The organism is Amycolatopsis sp. lyj-112 (assembly GCF_046549055.1).
Classification (GTDB): domain Bacteria; phylum Actinomycetota; class Actinomycetes; order Mycobacteriales; family Pseudonocardiaceae; genus Amycolatopsis.
Window position 1 is genome coordinate 225,245 of record NZ_JAJPWS010000011.1, and the last position, 19,050, is coordinate 244,294.

At 68.2% G+C, this 19,050-nt stretch carries 19 protein-coding genes; 14 read left to right on the forward strand and 5 right to left on the reverse strand.

The window, feature by feature from the left end; translation table 11 throughout:
* Window positions 1–4: 4 nt before the first annotated feature.
* Window positions 5–1,477 carry a neutral zinc metallopeptidase gene (locus tag ACLJRL_RS30885; RefSeq protein WP_410659910.1) on the forward strand — a complete coding sequence of 491 codons (1,473 nt, stop codon included), beginning with the start codon at window positions 5–7 and terminating at the stop codon, window positions 1,475–1,477.
* 291 nt (window positions 1,478–1,768) lie between these two features.
* Here ACLJRL_RS30885 and ACLJRL_RS30890 read toward each other — a convergent pair whose 3' ends face one another.
* Window positions 1,769–2,746: a tetratricopeptide repeat protein gene (locus ACLJRL_RS30890; RefSeq protein ID WP_410659849.1), complete on the reverse strand. Its 978-nt coding sequence runs from the start codon at window positions 2,744–2,746 to the stop codon at window positions 1,769–1,771.
* Window positions 2,747–2,845: 99 nt separating this feature from the next.
* On the opposite strand from ACLJRL_RS30890, the gene ACLJRL_RS30895 reads away from it, so the two are divergent.
* Window positions 2,846–3,262, forward strand: coding sequence for a hypothetical protein (locus tag ACLJRL_RS30895; RefSeq protein ID WP_410659850.1), 417 nt, complete (start codon window positions 2,846–2,848; stop codon window positions 3,260–3,262).
* A gap of 12 nt (window positions 3,263–3,274) precedes the next feature.
* On the opposite strand, the gene ACLJRL_RS30900 is transcribed toward ACLJRL_RS30895, so the two are convergent.
* Window positions 3,275–3,577 (reverse strand): MTH1187 family thiamine-binding protein, encoded by a 303-nt coding sequence (locus ACLJRL_RS30900; RefSeq protein ID WP_410659851.1) that lies wholly within the window; start codon window positions 3,575–3,577, stop codon window positions 3,275–3,277.
* A gap of 86 nt (window positions 3,578–3,663) precedes the next feature.
* Between ACLJRL_RS30900 and ACLJRL_RS30905 the strand changes: the two genes are divergently transcribed.
* Complete coding sequence (locus ACLJRL_RS30905; RefSeq protein ID WP_410659852.1) at window positions 3,664–4,164, forward strand: MarR family winged helix-turn-helix transcriptional regulator; 501 nt, start codon at window positions 3,664–3,666, stop codon at window positions 4,162–4,164.
* A 64-nt stretch (window positions 4,165–4,228) separates the two neighbouring features.
* Here the strand turns inward: ACLJRL_RS30905 and ACLJRL_RS30910 are convergent, their stop codons facing one another.
* Both ACLJRL_RS30910 and ACLJRL_RS30915 read right to left on the reverse strand, forming a co-directional pair.
* Window positions 4,229–4,594: a DUF3817 domain-containing protein gene (locus ACLJRL_RS30910; protein ID WP_410659853.1), complete on the reverse strand. Its 366-nt coding sequence runs from the start codon at window positions 4,592–4,594 to the stop codon at window positions 4,229–4,231.
* 202 nt (window positions 4,595–4,796) lie between these two features.
* Window positions 4,797–7,184: a GH92 family glycosyl hydrolase gene (locus ACLJRL_RS30915; protein ID WP_410659854.1), complete on the reverse strand. Its 2,388-nt coding sequence runs from the start codon at window positions 7,182–7,184 to the stop codon at window positions 4,797–4,799.
* A 281-nt stretch (window positions 7,185–7,465) separates the two neighbouring features.
* Here ACLJRL_RS30915 and ACLJRL_RS30920 point away from each other — a divergent pair, with 281 nt between their 5' ends.
* Genes ACLJRL_RS30920 through ACLJRL_RS30940 form a run of 5 tightly spaced genes read left to right on the forward strand, consistent with a single transcriptional unit; the run spans window position 7,466 to window position 12,347 of the window.
* The gene (locus ACLJRL_RS30920; protein ID WP_410659855.1) at window positions 7,466–8,452 is read left to right on the forward strand and encodes a LacI family DNA-binding transcriptional regulator; all 987 of its coding nucleotides are present in this window, start codon (window positions 7,466–7,468) and stop codon (window positions 8,450–8,452) included.
* Window positions 8,449–9,507 carry a class I mannose-6-phosphate isomerase gene (locus ACLJRL_RS30925; RefSeq protein ID WP_410659856.1) on the forward strand — a complete coding sequence of 353 codons (1,059 nt, stop codon included), beginning with the start codon at window positions 8,449–8,451 and terminating at the stop codon, window positions 9,505–9,507. The genes ACLJRL_RS30920 and ACLJRL_RS30925 overlap by 4 nt, the downstream gene beginning before the upstream one ends.
* Window positions 9,504–10,268 (forward strand): ATP-binding cassette domain-containing protein, encoded by a 765-nt coding sequence (locus tag ACLJRL_RS30930; RefSeq protein ID WP_410659857.1) that lies wholly within the window; start codon window positions 9,504–9,506, stop codon window positions 10,266–10,268. Before ACLJRL_RS30925 ends, ACLJRL_RS30930 begins: the two co-directional genes overlap by 4 nt.
* Entirely contained in the window at window positions 10,265–11,326 is a 1,062-nt protein-coding gene (locus tag ACLJRL_RS30935) for an ABC transporter permease (protein ID WP_410659858.1), read from the forward strand. The genes ACLJRL_RS30930 and ACLJRL_RS30935 overlap by 4 nt, the downstream gene beginning before the upstream one ends.
* 31 nt (window positions 11,327–11,357) lie before the next feature.
* Entirely contained in the window at window positions 11,358–12,347 is a 990-nt protein-coding gene (locus tag ACLJRL_RS30940; RefSeq protein ID WP_410659859.1) for a substrate-binding domain-containing protein, read from the forward strand.
* Between the two features lie 69 nt (window positions 12,348–12,416).
* Here the strand turns inward: ACLJRL_RS30940 and ACLJRL_RS30945 are convergent, their stop codons facing one another.
* Window positions 12,417–12,911, reverse strand: coding sequence for a hypothetical protein (locus ACLJRL_RS30945; RefSeq protein WP_410659860.1), 495 nt, complete (start codon window positions 12,909–12,911; stop codon window positions 12,417–12,419).
* Between the two features lie 62 nt (window positions 12,912–12,973).
* On the opposite strand from ACLJRL_RS30945, the gene ACLJRL_RS30950 reads away from it, so the two are divergent.
* The 6 genes from ACLJRL_RS30950 to ACLJRL_RS30975 all read left to right on the forward strand — a co-directional run bounded on the left by ACLJRL_RS30950 (window position 12,974) and on the right by ACLJRL_RS30975 (window position 18,985).
* A complete protein-coding gene (locus ACLJRL_RS30950) occupies window positions 12,974–14,020 on the forward strand; it encodes a sensor histidine kinase (protein WP_410659861.1) in 1,047 nt (348 codons plus the stop codon).
* Window positions 14,017–14,790 carry a LytR/AlgR family response regulator transcription factor gene (locus ACLJRL_RS30955; protein WP_410659862.1) on the forward strand — a complete coding sequence of 258 codons (774 nt, stop codon included), beginning with the start codon at window positions 14,017–14,019 and terminating at the stop codon, window positions 14,788–14,790. The genes ACLJRL_RS30950 and ACLJRL_RS30955 overlap by 4 nt, the downstream gene beginning before the upstream one ends.
* Window positions 14,787–15,137: a hypothetical protein gene (locus ACLJRL_RS30960; protein ID WP_410659863.1), complete on the forward strand. Its 351-nt coding sequence runs from the start codon at window positions 14,787–14,789 to the stop codon at window positions 15,135–15,137. The genes ACLJRL_RS30955 and ACLJRL_RS30960 overlap by 4 nt, the downstream gene beginning before the upstream one ends.
* On the forward strand, window positions 15,134–16,873 hold the full coding sequence (locus ACLJRL_RS30965; RefSeq protein WP_410659864.1) for a cation acetate symporter: 1,740 nt from the start codon (window positions 15,134–15,136) through the stop codon (window positions 16,871–16,873). The genes ACLJRL_RS30960 and ACLJRL_RS30965 overlap by 4 nt, the downstream gene beginning before the upstream one ends.
* A 145-nt stretch (window positions 16,874–17,018) precedes the next feature.
* Window positions 17,019–17,360 (forward strand): DUF485 domain-containing protein, encoded by a 342-nt coding sequence (locus ACLJRL_RS30970; protein WP_181777764.1) that lies wholly within the window; start codon window positions 17,019–17,021, stop codon window positions 17,358–17,360.
* Entirely contained in the window at window positions 17,357–18,985 is a 1,629-nt protein-coding gene (locus ACLJRL_RS30975) for a cation acetate symporter (RefSeq protein ID WP_410659865.1), read from the forward strand. The genes ACLJRL_RS30970 and ACLJRL_RS30975 overlap by 4 nt, the downstream gene beginning before the upstream one ends.
* The last annotated feature ends 65 nt before the right edge of the window (window positions 18,986–19,050 follow it).

Sequence of the window (19,050 nt, forward strand, 5' to 3'; positions counted from 1 at the left end):
GCGAGTGAACATGATCCAAGGGGGAGTGCGGGGCCTCCGTCGCCCGGCTCTGATCGCGATCGTGGCGGTGCTGGCCCTCGGGCTGAGCGCCTGCAGCGACAAGGGAAGCCCATCGACCGGCAAGCAGGGCAGCCAGGCGGGCGCCGGGGACATCGCCGGCCTGCCGGTAACGCATTTCGAAAGCGGGCTGAAGCCGGACGCGCCCAAGCCGGACCTGCAGGTCCGCAACGAGGACGGCTCCGAAGACGACCAGCTCGCCATCGCCGCGATCGCCGACGCGCAGACCTACTGGGCCGAGGTCATGCCGCGCGACTTCGGCCAGCCGTACGAGCCGCTGAAGTCGCTGCTGTCCTACAGCGCGAAGACCGACGACGAAGAGACCGAATGCGGCAGCGTCAAGAAGCTCGTCAACGCGTTCTACTGCCCGCCGGGTGACCTGGTGGCGTGGGACCGCGGCGTGCTGCTGCCGATGCTGCGCGAGCGGTTCGGGAAGATGGCCGGCGCCGTCGTGCTGGCGCACGAACTCGGCCACGCCGTCCAGTACCGGCTCGGCGACAAGGCCAACATCAAGAAGAACACCCCGTCGATCGTCAAGGAGCAGCAGGCCGACTGCTTCGCCGGCGGCTACTTCCGCTGGGTCGCCGAGGACAAGAGCAAGTTCTACCGGGTGTCCACCTCGGAGGGCCTGAACCAGGTCATGGCGTCGCTGTTCCTGATCCGCGACCAGGCCGGCACCAGCGCGACGAAGCAGGGCGCGCACGGCACCGCGTTCGACCGCACGTACGCGTTCCAGGTCGGGTTCGAAAAGGGCCCCAAGGAATGCTCGACGATGAACGAAGAAAACATCAAGGCGCGGATCACCGAGCGCCCGTTCGACAAGGGTGACAAGGGCAAGGGCGACGAGAAGCTCGACGCCGAGATCATCGGGATCCTGAAGAAGAGCCTCGACGAGGCCTTCAAGGGCGCCGGCGTCCCCGGCCCCGAGATCACCGAGGACGGCAACGGCAGCTGCTCCGGCGGCCCCAGCACCCCGCCCGCGTCGTACTGCCCGTCGAACAACACGGTCAGCATCGACATGACCAAGCTGCGCGAACTGGCCCAGCCGGTCGACCAGCAGGCGGAATGGGAAAGCGGGCACAGCGAGGGCAAGGGCGACTTCGCCGCGTTCTCGGAAATCGCGTCCCGCTACGCGATGGGCATCCAGAAGGGTGTCGGCGCGTCGATCGACAACGCCAACGCGGGTCTGCGCACCGCCTGCCTGGTGGGCGCGTGGGCGAAGGCCAGCTCGGTGCCCGGCGCGACGCTGCGGCTCTCGGCCGGTGACCTCGACGAGGCCATCTCCGACCTGCTGAGCCCGGAAAGCCTCGTCTCGGCCGACGTCAACGGCAAGCGCGTCGACAACGGTTTCGAGCGGATCGAGGCACTGCGGAAGGGCTACCTGGAGAGCTCCGCGGTCTGCTCGACGCAGTACGGCTGATCGGTCCGGTCACGGCTCCCTGAAGTGCTATGAACGGCCCGTTACTTGCAAATTTTGCAAGTAACGGGCCGTTCATAGCGTCCAGGGGTTGCGGTGACGTGGCTGCACTCGGGACCGAGCGCTCGCGGCCTGGCCCAAGTGTCATGAAAGGGTCTTTCAGGACGAAAAGTGTCTTGAAAGACCCTTTCATGACACTTGGCCGACTCGGCAGACGTGGGGCTGCGGCGCCGTGAAGGCCCCCTTCATTGCGTCTAGCGCAGTGAAGGGGGCCTTCACGTACTTCGCCGAACCTCAGTACAGGGCGCTCGCCAGGTTCCGGCGAGCCTTCATGACGCGCTCGTCCGCCGGGTCGAAAAGCGCGAAGAGCGCCACCAGGTGCTCGCGGACCTTGTTGCGGTCGTCGCCCGCGGTGCGGCGTACGGCGTCGATCAACCGCGCGAAGCCCGCTTCGGCCTCTTGCCCGGCGACCTCGAGGTCGGCCGCAGCTAGCTGGGCGTCGAGGTCGGCCGGGTCGGCGTCGGCCTTCGCGATCGCGTCCGGGCCGGCGGCCTCGGCGCGCGCGGTGAACTTGACCTGCGCGAGCGCGGTCTTGGCGTCCTCGTTCGCCGGCTCGACGTCGAGAATGCGCTCGTAGGCCGCCTGCGCCGCGTCGAAGTCACCGCGTTCGAAGGCTTCCTCGGCCTCGACGAACCGCAGGTCCTCGGGTACCTCGACCCCGCCGCCGTTCTGCTCGGCGGCTTGGATACCGGGCAGCTTGTCCCGCAGCGCGTCCAGCAGGGAGCCGAGCCACTTGCGGATCTCCGGTTCGGGCAGCGCGCCCGAGAACGCGTCGACCGGCTGGCCGCCGCCGATGGCGATGACCGTCGGGATCGACTGCGCGCCGAAGAGCTGCGCGATCCGCGGGTTGGCGTCGACGTCGACCTTCGCGAGCACCCAGGCGCCACCGGACTCGGCGGCGAGGCGCTCCAGCACCGGGCTGAGCTGCTTACAGGGGCCGCACCATTCGGCCCACAGGTCGACGACCACCAGCTGCTGCATGGATCGCTCGACGACCTCGGTCTGGAAGGTGGCTTCGGTGACCTCGATCACCGCGCCGCCCGCGACCGGTGCCGGGCCGGGCTCGGCACCGTCCACCGGGGGCCGAGGAGGCGCCGGGGGCTGCTTCTGGGTCGCTTCGGCACGTGCCTTGAGCGCGGAAAGGTCGACCGCGCCGGAAAGCGCGGCGGACAGGGCCGCCGACTTCGCTGCTGATCCGCCTGGGTGTGTCACGGTTCCATCCTGGCACGCATCCTCACGCGATTCACCGCAGGTGCCCCCGGCTGCCCGCTTGGCAGGACGGACCGGTTCCGGCAGGCTCACTTCAAGGAGGTGATCGACATTCCGACACGCAGGACGGCCACCGTGGCCGTCGCGATCGCCATCGCCGTCGTTTGGGTGAGTGTCATCACCGTCCTGATCGCCCATCAGCCCGATCCCGGTGTCGGCAGCCCCGGCCAGCTCCGGGAGGACCTCGCCACCGCGCTCAACCGGCACGACGTCGACGCCCTCTCCGAACTGATCGACTACCCGCCCGCGTCGGCGGACGAGTTCGCGAGGTCCTACATCGAGACGCTGACGGGCCGCGGCGCCCACGACGTCACGGTGAGATTCGCCCCCGACGACGTCGCCCCGACCTCGGCGACCGTCAGCGGGAAGCTGGCCGACGGCAACGCTTTCAGCTACCAGGTGGCCGTCTCGGTCAAGGACCGGCTGTGGATGGTCTCGTTCACGCCGCCGCTGCCCTGACCGAGCGCCGGGCTACTCGCGGTCCAAATGCTTCTCGACGCGCTCCACCTTCGCGGTCAGCTGCCCTTCGTAACCAGGCCGGATGTCGGCCTTGAGCACCAGGCCGACCCGTGACGAACCCTCCCCGGCGGCCTCGACGGCGCGCTTGACGACGTCCATGACGTCGTCCCAGGAGCCCTCGATGTTGGTGAACATGGCGTTGGTCGAATTCGGCAGGCCCGAATCCCGCACCACCTTCACCGCGCGGGCGACGGCCTCGCTGACCCCACCGTCCTCTTCGGCCGCGGACGGGCTGACACTGAAGGCCACGATCATCTTTTCTCCTCGTTCAGACACTTTTCCCACGCATAACACCCGGTCCTGCGGGACGACACGGGTACCCGCTGGTAACTTCGAACGCCATGAGCCGTCCGTTGCCGTTCGACCCGATCGCCCGCGCGGCGCAGCTGTGGGAGACCCGTATCGGGCCTTCCTCCACCATGGCCGCGGTGACCGGGATCATGCGCGTGCAACAGATCATCCAGTCCGCCGTGGACGGAGCGCTGAAGCCGCACGGGCTGACCTTCGCCCGGTACGAGGCGCTGGTCCTGCTGACCTTCGCGCGCGCGTCCCACCTGCCGATGCGCGTGATGGGCGAGCGGTTGCAGCTGCACCCGACGAGCGTCACCAACATCGTCGACAGGCTGGAGAAGGACGGCCTGGTCAAGCGCGTCCCGCATCCGACCGACCGCCGGACCACCTTGGTCGAGATCACCGACGAGGGCCGCGCACGGCGCGAGCAGGCCACCAAGGCGGTCACCGACATCAACTTCGGGATGACCGGGCTCACCGGGAAGCAGACCGAGCAGCTGACCGACCTGCTGACCAAGGTCCGCAAGGCCACCGGCGACTTCACCGAATAGCGCGTGAAGGCCCCCTTCCCTCGGCTCAGCCGAGGGAAGGGGGCCTTCACGCGCTAACGAAAGATCAGGCGGCGGCGGGTTCCGGGGTCCTGGCGAACAGGCCGACCCCGCCGTGCGACAGCCGCTGCGGGCCGTCGAGCTTGCCGTTGCGCAGCGCCCAGGACTCGAACCACCAGGTGAACAGCGGCGGGAGGCTGGAGAGCAGCGCGAGGATCAGGGTCTTCGGGCGCCAGCCCAGAGACTTCGCCACGGACAGAGAGACCAGCACGTAGAGGACGAACACGACACCGTGCACCATGCCGAGGACGGGAACACCGCCATCGCCGACACCGGCGACGCGCTTCAGGAACATCCCGACCAGGAGCCCGGCCCAAGAGAGGGCTTCGGCTACTGCGGCCACGCGGAATACTAGAGCGGCCTTGCTGGACACTTCTCCTCCTGTGGGGTCTCACCACTACTTGTGTCTACATGACTACGTCCGACGAGCACTGTCCAAGGCGGACTCGCCAGGGACGTCAACAGCGCTGTCGGACGTGATAAGACCAGTGTGATGCGTGACGGCGCTCACCGGAACACCGGGGGCCGTGATGCTCCTCACGACCCCCGGCACGAATCGGTCTAAACCACTCGGATCACCCGGCGCACGGGGACTTCGGCGCTCCTTCGGGCCCGGTCGCCCACGTGGCCTCGGCCGCGTTCTCGGTGAGCCGGAAGTCCAAAGTGGTCCCCCGCGTCAACTGTTCCAACCCGACGTAAGCCCGCTGCGAACCGGATCCCAGTCCTTGGACGTACTGGAGTTTCGACGCGTCGGCGCCGTCGGCCTTGATCGTGATGTCGCGGCCGTTCTCCAGGTGCACCACCGATTTCTCGAACCGCGGCGCGTTGAGCACGAACTGCCCGGTGCCCGGCACCGCCGGATACAGGCCCAGCGCGCTGAAGACGTACCAGGCCGACATCGTTCCGAGGTCGTCGTTCCCGGTGACACCGTTGGGCGCGTTGGTGAACAGCGTATGCGCGGCGCGCACCACGGCCGACGTCTTCCACGGCTGCCCGGTCAGCGTGTACATCCAGGGCGAGTGCAGATCCGGCTCGTTGTTCGGGTTATAGCGGAACTGGTTGTAGTAGTTGTACGGGCCGACGACCCATTCCTCACGGACGGTCTTCGCCGGATCCTTCACCAGATCCCCGTAGGCGAAGAAGTCGTCGAGCCGCTTGCCCACGTTCTCCTTGCCGCCCATCCGGTCGGTCAGACCGGGGACGTCCTGCTGGGTCAGCCACTGGTACTGCCACGACGTGCCCTCGTGGAACCCGTCCTGGCTCTGCGGGTTGAACGGCTTGCCCACCGGGCTGAACCACTCGCCGCCGTCGACCTTGGGCCGGTAGAAACCGGTGAAGCCGCGGTCGGACACCGTCGGATCCCATAGGGTGCGATAGCTGCGCCCCTTGTCGGACAACGCCTTCGCGTCCGCGGTCTTACCCAGGCCGGCGGCCATGATGGACAGTGAGCAGTCGGCGAGCGCGTACTCCAGCGTGGCCGACGCGCCGTGATTCGGGTCGGTGTCCTGCCCCTTCTTCGGGAAGTCCGTGTCGTACTGGACGAAGCCATCCTTCTGGTAGCTCGCGTTGCCTGAACGCCCTTGGAACGGTGACGACGCGGGCGGGATCTCGCGCGAGTTCTGCAGAAGTGCCTGGTAGGCCTTGTACTCCTGACCGGATAACGCACCGAAGCGCCACAGGTCGACCAGGAACGGCGTGACCGGGTCGCCGGTCATCGTGTTCGTCTCCTGGTTCGCGTACGCCCAGCGCGGCAGCCAGCCACCTTGATCGTGGATGGCGAGCACGGATTTCGCGACGTCCTTCGCCCGCGCCGGCCGCAACAGGGCGAGCAACTGGTTCTGCGTGCGATAGGTGTCCCACAACGAGAAGAACTCGTAGTAGGTCCAGCCCAGCGCGCGATGGATCTTGTCGTCGAACCCGCGATAGCGGCCGTCGGCGTCGTTACCGGTCAGCGGCTGCAGCAGTGCATGGTAGAGCGAGGTGTAGAACACCGTGCGGTCGTCCTTGGCCCCGCCCTTGATGTCCACTGAGGACAGTTCCTTGCGCCAGGCGCGCTGTGCGCCGTCGCGGACCGCGTCGAAGGAACGGCTCTTTTCGGACGCCAGGTTGAGCCGGGCGCCGAAAGCGTCCACATGGGAGATCGCCGTGGTCGCGGTGACCTGACCCTCGCCGAAGGTCAACCAAGCGCCGCGCAGACCCACGCCACCGGCGGACTCCTTCGAGCCCGGGGTGCCGCCGGTCGGCGACCAGGTGCCGAAGGATTTGAACGGCTTGTCGAATGTCGTGGTGAACCAGGTCTTGTACGGCTTCCCGCCGCAGAACGCCTGCGACTCCACCATTCCTTCGACCGTCCGGTCCCCGACGACGCGAACCTGGCTCGCCGTCACGGGCTCCTTGTCGTTGGCCTGCCCGACGTTGACGAAAACGTTCGCGTCGCCGGATTTGGCGAAGGTGTACCGCTCGACGCCGGTGCGCGTGGTCGCGGTGGTCTCCGCGTCGACGCCGCCGTAGCCGGTGAGCCGCACCTTGTAGTAGCCGGGTTTCCCGACCTCGCCCTCGTGCGTGTACGGCGAGGCGTACCGCTTGTGGTCGAACGTTTCGGGCTTGGTCGTGTCGAACGCCGCGCCGGGACCGACCGCGCCGGTGGTGGGCAGCGAGGACACGAGTCCGCCCTGCTCCCAGCAGCCCGCGCCGGACAGGAAGAAATGCCCGAAGCCGCGAATCGAGGTGTCGTCGTAGCGATATCCGGCGTAGTGCGACGAAATCGGGCTGACCTGAGTCATCCCGAACGGAGCCGAAGCGCCGGGGAAGGTGTTCCCGTCGTCCTTGGTGCCGATGAAGGTGTTGACCGCGTCCACCGGATCGCCGCCGGACGCGGCCTCCGCGACGGGCATGACCAGCCCGGCCGGAACGATGAGCGCGGTGAGCAACCCGGCGACGCGGGTCGAAGTTCGTGCAGGCATGAGAAAGGCCGCCTCCTGACAACGTTGTCGCTGCCTGCTCACCTTCGACAAGAACCGACCGGTTGGTCAAGAGGTCCGCCAAACCCTGTCCGATTCCGGACAGGGTGCTCGCGAAGATCGACTTCGAGTCCGCTCGTAACGGTTCGACCTCGGAAGACAAGGCTGGATCGAATCGGGCATTGACATCACCGCGCCGCTCGCGTTCAATTCCCGCCACTATGACAACGTTGTCTTCCAGCGGTCCGGACAGCGGCCACCGAACCACCAGCCGGCGGGCCACGATGAGTGACGTGGCCCGGCTCGCGGGCGTGAGCATCAAGACCGTCTCGCGGGTAGTGAACGACGAGCCCGCCGTCCATCCGGACACGGCGGAGCGCGTCATGGCGGCCATCGAGCAGCTCGGTTTCCGGCGCAATCTCGGCGCGAGGAATCTCCGGCGCGGCTCGACGACCGGGACGATCGGCCTGATCGTCGAAGATGTCGGGAACCCCTTCTATTCGGAGCTCAACCGGGCCGTCGAACGCATCGCGACCTCGTTCGGCCGCCAGGTGCTGACCGGCTCGTCCGAGGAGAACTCCGACCGCGAACGCGAACTGGTCCTCGAATTCTGTTCCCGCCGCGTCGACGGCATCCTCGTCGTCCCGGCCGGGATGCAGCACGGCTACCTGGTGCCGGAGATGCGCGCCGGCACGCCCGTGGTGTTCCTCGACCGGCCGGCCGGCGACATCGTGGCCGACACGGTGCTGGTCGACAACATCGGCGGCACCATCGAAGCGGTCACCCAGCTCGCGAAACACGGCCACCGCCGGATCGCGTTCCTCGCCGACAGCCCGGACATCTTCACCGCGGGCGAGCGCCTGCGCGGATTCCGGGAAGGCTGTGTCCGCAACGGGATCCCCTACGACGAGAGCCTCGTCGTGATGCGGACGCCGACGGCCGAAAGCGTCGGTGACGCCGTGCGACGGCTGCTCGCCGGGCCGAACCCGGCCACCGCCGTCATCGCCGGGAACAACCGGGTCGCGGTGCACCTGCTGCGCGCGCTGGCGCACGCCGAACGGCGGCCCGCGATGATCAGCTTCGACGACTTCGAACTGGCGGATCTGCTGGATCCGCCGGTCTCCGTGATCGCCCACGACGTGAGCGCCCTCGGCCGGGCGGCGGCGGAACTGCTGTTCGCCCGTGTCCAAGGAGACCAATCCGCACCCAGAAAGGTAGTTCTGCCCGTGCATCTCGTAGCCCGCGGTTCCGGGGAGGTCGCCCCTTCATGAGCGGCCACCTCGAACCGATCCGCCTGCCGGCGAACCAGCCGCCGCAGTTCTACCGCGGCGGCGACGCCATCGCCGCGTTGCGGGGCGCAACTTCCTCCGAGTCCAAGTTCGGTCCGGAGGACTGGGTCGGCTCGGCCACCACGATGTTCGGCCAGGAGACCAACGGCCTGACCAAGCTCCCCGACGGGGGCTGGCTGCGCGACGCCGTCCGCGAGAACCCGGGCGGCTGGCTCGGCGCCAAGCACGTCGAGGCGCTCGGCGATTCGACCGGCCTCCTGGTGAAACTGCTCGACGCGGGCCAGCGCCTGCCGGTGCACTTCCACCCGTCGGATTCCTTCGCACGGCGGCACTTCGACTCGCATTTCGGCAAGACCGAGGCGTGGATCGTGGTCGGCACCTACGGCGACGACCCCCGTGTCTACCCGGGCTTCAAGGAGACCGTCGACAAAACGACGGTCAACGAATGGGCTCGCAGCCAGGACGCGCCCGCCATGCTCGAAGCGCTGAACAGTGTCGCGGTCACCCCCGGCGACACGGTCTACATCCCGGCGGGCCTGCCCCACGCGATCGGCGAGGGCGTGTTCGTCGTCGAACTCCAGCAGCCGACCGACTTCTCCCTGACCCTGGAATGGCGTGACTTCCTGGGAGACCCGGAGAAGGCGCATCTCGGGATCGGCTTCGAAACCGCCATCGAAACACTGGACACGTCGGGCTGGGACGAAGAACGGCTCGGCTCGATCGTCAAGCGCACCGCGGGCGACAGCGCGTCCACTGTGGACCTGCTCGCCGACGGCAGTGACGCGTTCTTCCGCGCCGACCAGCTGCGTCCCGCGGTTTCCGGTGGGACGACAACGTTGTCACTCGATCCGTCGTTCGCGGTGCTGGTCGTCATGGACGGTTCGGGCACGCTCCGCACCGAACACGGCGGCGAGTACGCCCTGAGCAAGGGCGAGACCTTCGTGATCCCGCACGACGCCGGTCAGTCCACTGTGGAGGGCGACGTCACGGTCATCCGCTGCCGTCCGCCGGCACCGGACAAGAGGGAGCGGTCATGAGCGAACTCCTGCTCGACGCACAGAACCTGGTCAAACGCTACGGTTCGGTGGAGGCGCTGCGAGGCGCGTCGTTCCAGGCGCGCGCCGGCGAGGTCACCTCGCTGATCGGCGATAACGGCGCCGGCAAGTCCACTTTGGTCAAATGCCTCTCCGGCGCGGAGCAGCCCACCTCGGGCAAGATCCTGCTCGACGGCGAAGAGACCCACCTCGATTCCCCCACCACCGCCCGGCGGATGGGGATCGAGACGGTGTACCAGGATCTCGCGGTCGCGCCGGAACTCGACCCGGCCGCGAACCTGTTCCTGGGCCGGGAAATCCACCGCAAGGGGATCCTCGGCAAGCTCGGCATGCTCGACAAGGCGGAGATGCGCCGCCAGGCCGTGGAGGAGTTCCAGCGGCTCGGCGTGACCCTGCAGAGCACCGACGTCCCGATCGGCTCGCTTTCGGGCGGGCAGCGGCAGAGCGTCGCCGTCGCGCGGTCGGTCGTCTGGGCCTCGAAGGTCGTGTTCATGGACGAGCCGACCGCCGCGCTCGGTGTCGTCCAGCGCGAACGCGTGCTCGACGTGATCAAGAAGGTGCGGGACAAGGGCATCGCGGTCGTGCTGATCAGCCACAACATGCCCGAGGTGCTGTCGGTCTCCGACCGCATCGAGGTGCTGCGGCTCGGTAAGCGCGTCGCCCGGTTCGACGGCGCCGGAACGAAACTGGAAGACCTGGTCGCGGCGATGACCGGGGCATTAGTACAAGAGGAGGCGGTGTGACCGTGTCCACACCGACGAAGAACGACCCCGAGATCCAGACCTCTGTGGACGGTGGCTTCGGCAAACGATCGCTGGGCCAGCGCCTGATCGGGGCCAACACCTTCTGGATCGCGCTGGTGCTGCTGGCGCTGATCATCGTCTTCACCGCGATCGCCCCCGCCGAATTCGCGACGGTGTTCACCTTCCAGACCCTGCTCATCGAGACCTCGGTGCTGCTGGTGCTCTCGGTCGGTATGACGTTCGTGATCATCACCTCCGGCATCGACCTCTCGGTCGGCTCCGTGCTGATCTTCGCGGGCATGGTGGCCGGTAAGACGATGGAGGCGCTGAGCCCGGACGGCGACGCGACCAAGGCCGGCTGGAGCGTTATTCTTGTCGGCCTGCTCGCTGCCGTCGTCGCGGGCACGATCTGGGGCCTCATCAACGGTTTCCTGATCGCGGTGGCCAACATCCCGCCGCTGATCGTCACGCTCGGCACGATGGGTGCCGCGCTCGGCGCCGCGTACCTGCTGAACAACGGGTCCGACGTGCGCAGCGTGCCGATCGAGCTCAACAAGACGCTCGGCTACGGCACCTCCTTCGGCGGTGTGCCGAACCTGGTGCTGGTGGCCGTGGTGATCACGCTGATCGGCGCCTGGCTGTTGCACACCACCAAGTTCGGCCGCTATACCTTCGCCGTCGGTTCCAACGCCGAGGGCGCGCGCCGCGCCGGTATCGGGGTGACCGCGCACCTGCTCAAGGTCTATACGCTCACCGGTTTCCTCGCCGGTGTCGCCGGGTTCCTCTCGCTGGCGTACTACGCGTCGACGACGATTTCGGCGCACACCACCGACAACCTGAACGCCATCGCCGCCACGGTGATGGGCGGCACGAGCCTCTTCGGCGGTGTCGGTTCGGTACTGGGCACGGTGATCGGCGTGTTCATCCCGGCCGTGCTGAAGAAGGGCTTCAACATCACGCAGGTCCAGGACTTCTGGCAGATGATCGCCGTCGGCGCGGTGCTGATCGCCGCGGTCTGGTTCGACCAGCGGCGCCGTCGTCGCCGCAACTCTCGCTGATTCTCCCTACGCACAAAGAGGTGCTACTCCCATGAAGAAGACCCTTCTCGTCACCGGCGCCGTCCTGTCCGCCGCCGCCCTGCTGACCGCCTGCGGCGGCGGCACGGTCGGGGAAGCGCCGTCGGGCGACTCCGGTAACAAGGCCAACAGCAAGAAGCTGTCGCTGATCCCAGGTGTGCAGGCCGAGCCGTTCTACATCTCGATGCAGTGCGGTGCCGAGGCCGAGGCCAAGAAGGCCGGCTACGAGATCACCACGCAGGCGCCGCAGAAGTTCGACGCGGCCCTGCAGACCCAGCTGGTCAACGCGCTGGGCTCCAACCCGCCGGCGGCGCTGCTGATCGCGCCGACCGACGCGCAGGCGATGCTCGCGCCGATCCAGCAGGTCAAGAACCGCGGCGCGAAGATCGTCGAGGTCGACACCGCGCTGAAGGACACCGGCGTGGCGGAGTCGTCGATCTCCTCGGACAACGCCGAGGGCGGCAAGCTGGCCGCGAAGACGTTGGCGGAACTGGCCGCCGGCAAGACCGGTTCGGTGCTGGTGCTCGACACCATCGCGGGTACCTCGACCACGAATGCCCGCGCGAAGGGCTTCGAGGAAGAGCTGAAGAACTACCCGAACCTGAAGTCGGCGGGTGTGCAGTTCACCCAGAACGAGCCGGACCAGGCCGCGTCCAAGGTGACCGCCGCGCTGTCGTCGACCCCGGACCTCGTCGGCATCTTCGCGACGAACCTCAACACCGGTGAAGGCGCCGCGACCGGCCTCCGGAACGCGGGCAAGGTCGGCGCGGTCAACCTGGTCGGCTTCGACGCTTCGCCGTCGGAGATCGAGGGCCTGAAGAAGGGCGAGTACCAGGGTCTCATCGCGCAGGACCCGGCCGCCATCGGGCAGCAGGGTGTGCAGCAGGCCATCGCGGCGCTGGAGGGCAAGCCGGTCACCCGCAACCTGACCGCGTCGCTGCACTCCATCACCAAGGCGAACATGGACGCGAACGCCCAGTACTTCTACAAGCAGAGCTGCTGACCCGCTCCCCCTAGCTCGCCGAGCGAGTGAGGGCCACCCTCAGAGACTCTGAGTCTCTGAGGGTGGCCCTCACGCACCACGGTCGAAGCGTTCCAGAGCCGCGTAGAGGTCGGTGGCACTGCCGAGGTGCCCCAGCGCGTACGCATACCCGTCACCCTCTCGCAGGAATTCCGGCCCGGAAGCGGCAGTCCACTCGAGCCGGTAGAACCACCAGTGCATCCACCGGCCCACCCGCCGCTTCTCCCGCGCCACCCGCAGCCGCGTCACCTCGGCCCACCGGACCTCGAACGCGACGTCCCGGGCGGTCACCGCGAACCCCGTGGAAGACACGGTCAGCGACGCGGCCGAACGCCGCAGCCCGAGCAGGACCAGCCCCGCGAAAGCCAGGCTGAGCAGGCCGAACAGCACTCCGTACATCGCCTGCGACCCGGTCTGCCTCGCCAGTCCGGCGAGCGACACGGCGATCATCGCGACGCCACCCCCGCCGACGACCACGAACCCCACGACGGCGAGCCGTCGCATCACGACGTCCAGGCGCAGCACCATAGCGTCCCCAGTGACCATGCCCGGAGCGTAACGCCGACGTTAGGATCCAGTCCTCAACGTCGGAGGGAGGTCGGAGGCAGATGACCACCCGCCTGCCCTGGCGCCCGGCGACGGACGCGGATCCGGTGCCGGTGCTCGCCGCCGCCCAGCGCGTCTCCGACGATCTGATGGACGGCCTCGCCGGCCCGCGCACCCGCCACGCCACCCACGGCCTCCGCCGGCTGTTCGGGGTCCCGGGGCTCGGGTTGAGCGATCTCTCCAGCTCCCTGACCTGGTCCGGCCGTCGCGCGGCCGACGCCGTCGTCGCGTCCGCGCTCGACGAGGTCCTCCACTCCGAGACGCCGGTGTCCGAACCTGGGCTGCTGGCGCTGCCGCTGCACGTCCACGATGAACTGTCCGGCGTGCTGCTCGTCGCGGGCGGCACCGGCGCCATCGCCCGCCAGGCCGTCGACCTCGTGGTGCACGCGCTCGAACGCGGACGCCTGGAGGCGTCGGCCGAGCAGGCCGCGGAGGCGGAACTGCGCGCGCTGCGGGCCGAGATCTCTCCGCACTTCGTCTACAACGCGCTCACCGTGATCTCGTCGCTGGTCCGCTCCGACCCCGACCGAGCCCGCGACCTGATGCTCGATTTCGCCGACTACACGCGCTACAGCCTCGCCCGGCACGGCGAGTACACGATGGTCGCCGAGGAGTTCCGCGCCATCGAGACCTACTTGGCGCTGCAGCGTGCGGTGCTCGGCGACCGGCTGCGGGTACAGGTGCGGGTGGCGCCGGAGGTACTGGCCGTCGCGGTGCCCTATCTCGTGCTGGAACCGTTGGTGGAGAACGCGATCCGCCACGGGATCGAACCACGCACGGAGGCGGGCTTCATCCAGGTGCAGGGAATGGCGGAAGGGAACGACTGCGTGATCAGCGTCGAGGACGACGGGCTCGGCATGGACCCCGCACGGGCGGCGGCGATCCTGGCCGGGCGCGGCGACGACGGCGGCGTCGGGCTGGCCAATGTGGACAAAAGGCTGCGCAGCGTCTACGGGCCTTGGTACGGCCTCACGGTGGAGACCGAAATCGGCGCGGGCACCCGGGTCGTGGTGCGCGTGCCCCGCTTCCAGCCGGGGGTCCTGCCGTGACGAACGGGCTACGCGTGCTGGCGGTCGACGACGTCCCGCCCGCCCTCGACGAACTGTGCAGCCTGCTGCGCGAGGCACCGGAAGTCGCCGAGGCCGTCGCGGCGGGTGACGCGCTCAACGCGCTGAAGATGTTGCAGGGCAGTCATTTCGACGCCGTCTTCCTCGACATCTCGATGCCCGGGCTCGACGGGCTCGAACTCGCCACGCTGCTGGCGCGGCTCAACGAACCGCCGGTGATCGTGTTCGTGACCGCGCACGACGGGCACGCCGTGACCGCCTACGGTATCGGCGCGGTCGACTACCTGCTCAAACCCGTCCGTGCGGAACGGCTCTCCGCCGCACTGTCCAAAGTGGTCCGGATGGTCGGGAACCAGGCCGACGAGGCGAAGCCCGCACCGGACGCGATGTCCGCGCTGCCGGTGGAATCGGGCGGGCGCACCCGCTACGTCCGGCGCGACGACGTCCAGTTCGTCGAAGCCCACGGCGACTATGTCCGGCTGCACACGAAAGCCGGGGTCCACGTCACGCGGATGCCCCTGTCCCGGCTCGAAGAATATTGGGAGGGAACGGGCTTCACCCGCGTGCACCGAGGGTTCCTGGTCGCCGTCGACGCGGTGCTGGAACTGCGCAGCGACACCACGGGCGGCCTGCTCGCGCATACCGAGGCGGGCGACGTCCCGGTGAGCCGCCGTCACGCGCGCGACCTGCGCGACAGGCTGCTGGCCGCCGCCCAACGCGGCGAACTGGGCCGGCCGGGGAGCCGCGCGTGAGCCGCGTCAAACGGGTCGCCGTCACCAGCCCGCAGACCCGGCTCGCGCATTCGCGGCGCCGGTCGCGCGGGCGCTGGCGCGTGCCCCGGCTGGCGGCGAACGACGCCGAACGCGCGGACATGCTCTATCGCTCCCAACGCCGTCGCGGGATTCCCGCACTGGCCGGGATGTTCGGGCTGGTCTTCGGTCTCCCGGTGGTGTTCGCGCTCTTCCCCGGGCTGGATTCGGTGCGGCTGCTGGGAATCCCGGTGTCCTGGCTGATGATCGCGATCCTGCCGTACCCGGCGATGGCGCTGCTGTCGTGGTGGCAGTTGCGGCGAGCGGAAAGGATCGAGGACGACCGATGAACGCTGTCACCGCGTTCGCGGTGGCCCCCGTCGTGCTGGTCACCTTGCTGATCGGGTTGCGCGGCGTCGCGGCCATGCGCACGACGTCCGACTTCCTCGTGGCCTCGCGGCGGATCTCCCCGCTGGTCAACTCCGCCGCGGTCTCCGGTGAGTACCTGTCCGCGGCGTCGTTCCTGGGTGTCGCCGGGCTGGTGGTGAAGGACGGGATCGGCGCGCTCTGGTACCCGGTCGGCTTCACCGCGGGCTATATCGCGATGCTGGTGCTCGTCGCGGCGCCGATGCGGCGCTCCGGCGCGCTCACCGTCCCGGACTTCGCCGAAGCCCGGCTCGCCTCCCCCGGCCTGCGACGCCTCGCCGCCGTGGTCGTCCTGGTGATCGGAACCCTTTACCTGGTACCGCAATTCCGTACCGCGGGGCTCGTCCTCACCGCGGTGGGCGGGACTCCGTACTGGGTCGGCGTCGTCATCGCGGGCACCGCGGTCAGCGCGACACTGGCCCTCGGCGGGATGCGCGCGGCCACGTACGTCCAGGCATTCCAGTTCGTGCTGAAACTCCTGTTGTTCCTCATTCCCGCGATCTGGCTGGTCTCCCAGGTGACCCCCGAGGAACGGTCGGATTCGGTGCATCCGGTGGAGTTCACCCACTTCGCGCGCGACACCCGACTGTCCTTCGAGATCGATGTGACACTGACCCTGCGCGAGCCGACCACTTTGCTCACCCCGGAAAAGCACGTCGTACCGCCGGGAGAACTGATCGCCCGCAGCGGTCAGGTGCTGGAATTCGCCGAGGGCACACCGGTTCCCGCCGTCCGGGGCGGCGCCCCGCTGGGCGGCCCGGACTGGCAGCGACCCCTGCTCGATCTCGGCGATCACGGCTATCCACTGCTCGGCACCTGGGCGATCCTGATCGCGACCATGCTCGGCACCATGGGGCTGCCGCACGTCCTGATGCGCTTCCACACCAGCCCGGACGGCCGCGCCGCGCGCCGGACGGCGGCGATCACGGTCGCCCTGCTCGGCGTTTTCTATTTGTTCCCAGGGGTTTACGGAGTACTCGGGCGGGTGCTGGTGCCTGAGCTGTACGTCTCCGGCGCGACGGACACCGTCGTCGTCGCGTTGCCGGCGCAGGTCGACGACGGCTGGGCCGGCTCGCTGTTCACGGGACTGCTCACGGCGGGCGCGTTCGCCGCCTTCCTGGCGACGTCGCTCGGCCTGCTGCTGGTGATCTCCGGCGCGATCGCGCACGACCTGATGCCCGGCGGCCTCCGACGGCTGCGCTGGTCGGTGCTCGGCGCCGCGGCGGTGATGGTCCTGCTGGCGCTGCCTTCGGCGAGATTGGACGCCGGGGTGCTCGTCACCTGGGGCTTCACCGTGGCCGCGTCGACGTTCTGCCCGTTGCTGGTTCTCGGGATCTGGTGGAACCGGCTCACCGCGGCGGGGGCGATCAGCGGTGTCCTCACCGGACTCGTCGCGTCATCGGGCTCGATCCTCGTCGCCCTGTTCGGCCCGGCACTGACCGGGCTGCCCGCCATCCTGGTGTCCCAGCCCGCCCCGTGGTCGGTTCCACTGGCATTCGGCGTAATGTTCGTGGTTTCCTTACGGGGCAGGCCTCCTTCTTGGTCAACGGCCGCCATGTTGCGGCTGCATCTGGACGATCACACGGCTCAGACCCCTTCGTCGTGGTCCGAGCACCGTTCGTCGACCGTTCGTCGTCTCGGCAGGCGTTTGAACCGCTGAAGGTTCCGGTCTCCCACCCCTCTCCCTAACGTGGCGCGGAACACATTCGCGGCGTGGCGAAGGGAGAACGATGTGCGTTCGAGTACATCTGAACTTTCCCGGGGCCCCGGCCGCTGTCGTACTCGTGGACAGCAAGGAGACCACCATGAGCACTGAAACGGACGTGTCCGGGCCGTCTGAAACGGACTGGGACAAAGCCCATGACAGCCCCGAGTTCAAGGAGCTGCGCTCTCGGCTGCGCCGTTTCGTGTTCCCCGTCTCGGCTCTCTTCCTCGTCTGGTACCTGCTTTACGTGCTGCTCGCCGACTACGCGCACGGCTTCATGAGCACGAAGCTGGTCGGCAACATCAACGTCGGGCTCGTCTTCGGGCTGCTGCAGTTCGTTTCGACCTTCGTGATCACCGGGCTGTATGTCCGCTACGCGAACAAGAAACTCGACCCCATCGCGGAGAAGATCCGCACGGACATCGAGAGTGAGACCAAATGACGCTCGCCGCCGGAGTCGAGGGAAGCAACCCCGCGCTCAACATCACCATCTTCGGCCTCTTCGTGGTGGTCACGCTGTTCGTCGTGTTCCGGGCCAGCCGGAACACGAAGACGGCGTCGGACTACTACGCCGCGGGCCGCGCTTTCACCGGTCCGCAGAACGGCGTCGCCATCGCGGGTGACTACCTCTCCGCCGCGTCGTTCCTCGGGATCGCGGGCGCCATCGCCATCTACGGCTACGACGGTTTCCTTTACTCCATCGGATTCCTGGTGGCGTGGCTCGTCGCCCTGCTGCTGGTCGCGGAACTGCTGCGCAACACCGGCAAGTTCACCATGGGCGACGTGCTGGCCTTCCGGATGAAGCAGCGGCCGGTGCGGGCCGCGGCGGCGACGTCCACCCTGGCCGTTTCGTTCTTCTACCTGCTGGCGCAGATGGCGGGTGCCGGTGGTCTCGTCGCGCTGCTGCTCGGGATCGAAAGCAAGACCGGGCAGGCCTTCATCATCGTGATCGTCGGCATCATCATGATCGCCTACGTGCTCATCGGTGGCATGAAGGGCACCACGTGGGTGCAGATCATCAAGGCGGCACTGCTGATCGTCGGTGCGCTGGCGATGACGGTGTGGGTACTCGCGATGTACGGCTTCAACCTTTCCGCGCTGCTGCAGGGTGCCGTGGACAAGGCGGGTGCGGCCGGGCAAGCCCTGCTCGGGCCGGGCAACCAGTACGGCAAGACCGGCACCACCAAGCTCGACTTCCTCTCCCTCGGCATCGCGCTGGTGCTGGGCACCGCGGGCCTGCCGCACGTGCTGATGCGGTTCTACACGGTGCCGACGGCGAAGGAAGCGCGTCGTTCGGTGGTGTGGGCGATCGCCCTGATCGGTGTCTTCTATCTGTTCACGCTGGTGCTCGGCTACGGCGCGGGCGCGCTCGTCGGCGCGGACAAGATCAAGGCCGCCCCGGGCGGCGTGAACTCGGCGGCGCCGCTGCTGGCACTGGAACTCGGCGGGCCGATCCTCCTCGGCCTGATCGCGGCGATCGCCTTCGCGACGATCCTCGCGGTGGTCGCGGGGCTCACCATCACCGCGTCGGCGTCGTTCGCGCACGACGTCTACGCCAACGTGATCAAGAAGGGCAAGGCGTCACCGGATTCGGAGGTGAAGGTCGCCCGGATCACCGCGCTGGTGATCGGCGCGGTCGCGATCCTCGGCGGCATCCTGGCCAACGGGCAGAACATCGCGTTCCTGGTGGCACTCGCGTTCGCGGTGGCGGCGTCGGCGAACCTGCCGACCCTCCTCTACTCGCTGTTCTGGAAGCGGTTCAACACCCAGGGCGCGCTGTGGAGCATCTACGGCGGTCTCGCGGTCTGTGTGCTGCTGATCGTCTTCTCGCCGGCCGTCTCGGGTAAGCCCGTCGACGCGAAGACCGGCAAGAGCGCTTCGATGATCCAAGGCGTCGACTTCCACTGGTTCCCGCTCGACAACCCCGGCCTGGTCTCGATCCCGGTCGCGTTCTTCCTCGGCTGGCTCGGCACCGTGCTGTCGAAGGAGCACAACCAGAAGAAGTACGCCGAGATGGAGGTCCGCTCCCTCACCGGTGCGGGCGCCGAGAAGGCGACCTCCCACTAGTCGCCGAGACGGTGCGGCCGGGCATCCGAACGCCCCCCGGCCGCACCGTCCCGGTTTCCATTTTC

Excerpts from the sequence above, each read along its gene's own strand:
- ACLJRL_RS30900 (WP_410659851.1), bottom strand. The coding sequence starts at position 3,577 with ATGATCGTGGCCTTCAGTGTCAGCCCGTCCGCGGCCGAAGAGGACGGT.
- ACLJRL_RS30905 (WP_410659852.1), top strand. The coding sequence starts at position 3,664 with ATGAGCCGTCCGTTGCCGTTCGACCCGATCGCCCGCGCGGCGCAGCTG.
- ACLJRL_RS30915 (WP_410659854.1), bottom strand. The coding sequence starts at position 7,184 with ATGCCTGCACGAACTTCGACCCGCGTCGCCGGGTTGCTCACCGCGCTC.
- ACLJRL_RS30920 (WP_410659855.1), top strand. The coding sequence starts at position 7,466 with ATGAGTGACGTGGCCCGGCTCGCGGGCGTGAGCATCAAGACCGTCTCG.
- ACLJRL_RS30925 (WP_410659856.1), top strand. The coding sequence starts at position 8,449 with ATGAGCGGCCACCTCGAACCGATCCGCCTGCCGGCGAACCAGCCGCCG.
- ACLJRL_RS30930 (WP_410659857.1), top strand. The coding sequence starts at position 9,504 with ATGAGCGAACTCCTGCTCGACGCACAGAACCTGGTCAAACGCTACGGT.
- ACLJRL_RS30940 (WP_410659859.1), top strand. The coding sequence starts at position 11,358 with ATGAAGAAGACCCTTCTCGTCACCGGCGCCGTCCTGTCCGCCGCCGCC.
- ACLJRL_RS30945 (WP_410659860.1), bottom strand. The coding sequence starts at position 12,911 with ATGGTCACTGGGGACGCTATGGTGCTGCGCCTGGACGTCGTGATGCGA.
- ACLJRL_RS30950 (WP_410659861.1), top strand. The coding sequence starts at position 12,974 with ATGACCACCCGCCTGCCCTGGCGCCCGGCGACGGACGCGGATCCGGTG.
- ACLJRL_RS30965 (WP_410659864.1), top strand. The coding sequence starts at position 15,134 with ATGAACGCTGTCACCGCGTTCGCGGTGGCCCCCGTCGTGCTGGTCACC.
- ACLJRL_RS30970 (WP_181777764.1), top strand. The coding sequence starts at position 17,019 with ATGAGCACTGAAACGGACGTGTCCGGGCCGTCTGAAACGGACTGGGAC.
- ACLJRL_RS30975 (WP_410659865.1), top strand. The coding sequence starts at position 17,357 with ATGACGCTCGCCGCCGGAGTCGAGGGAAGCAACCCCGCGCTCAACATC.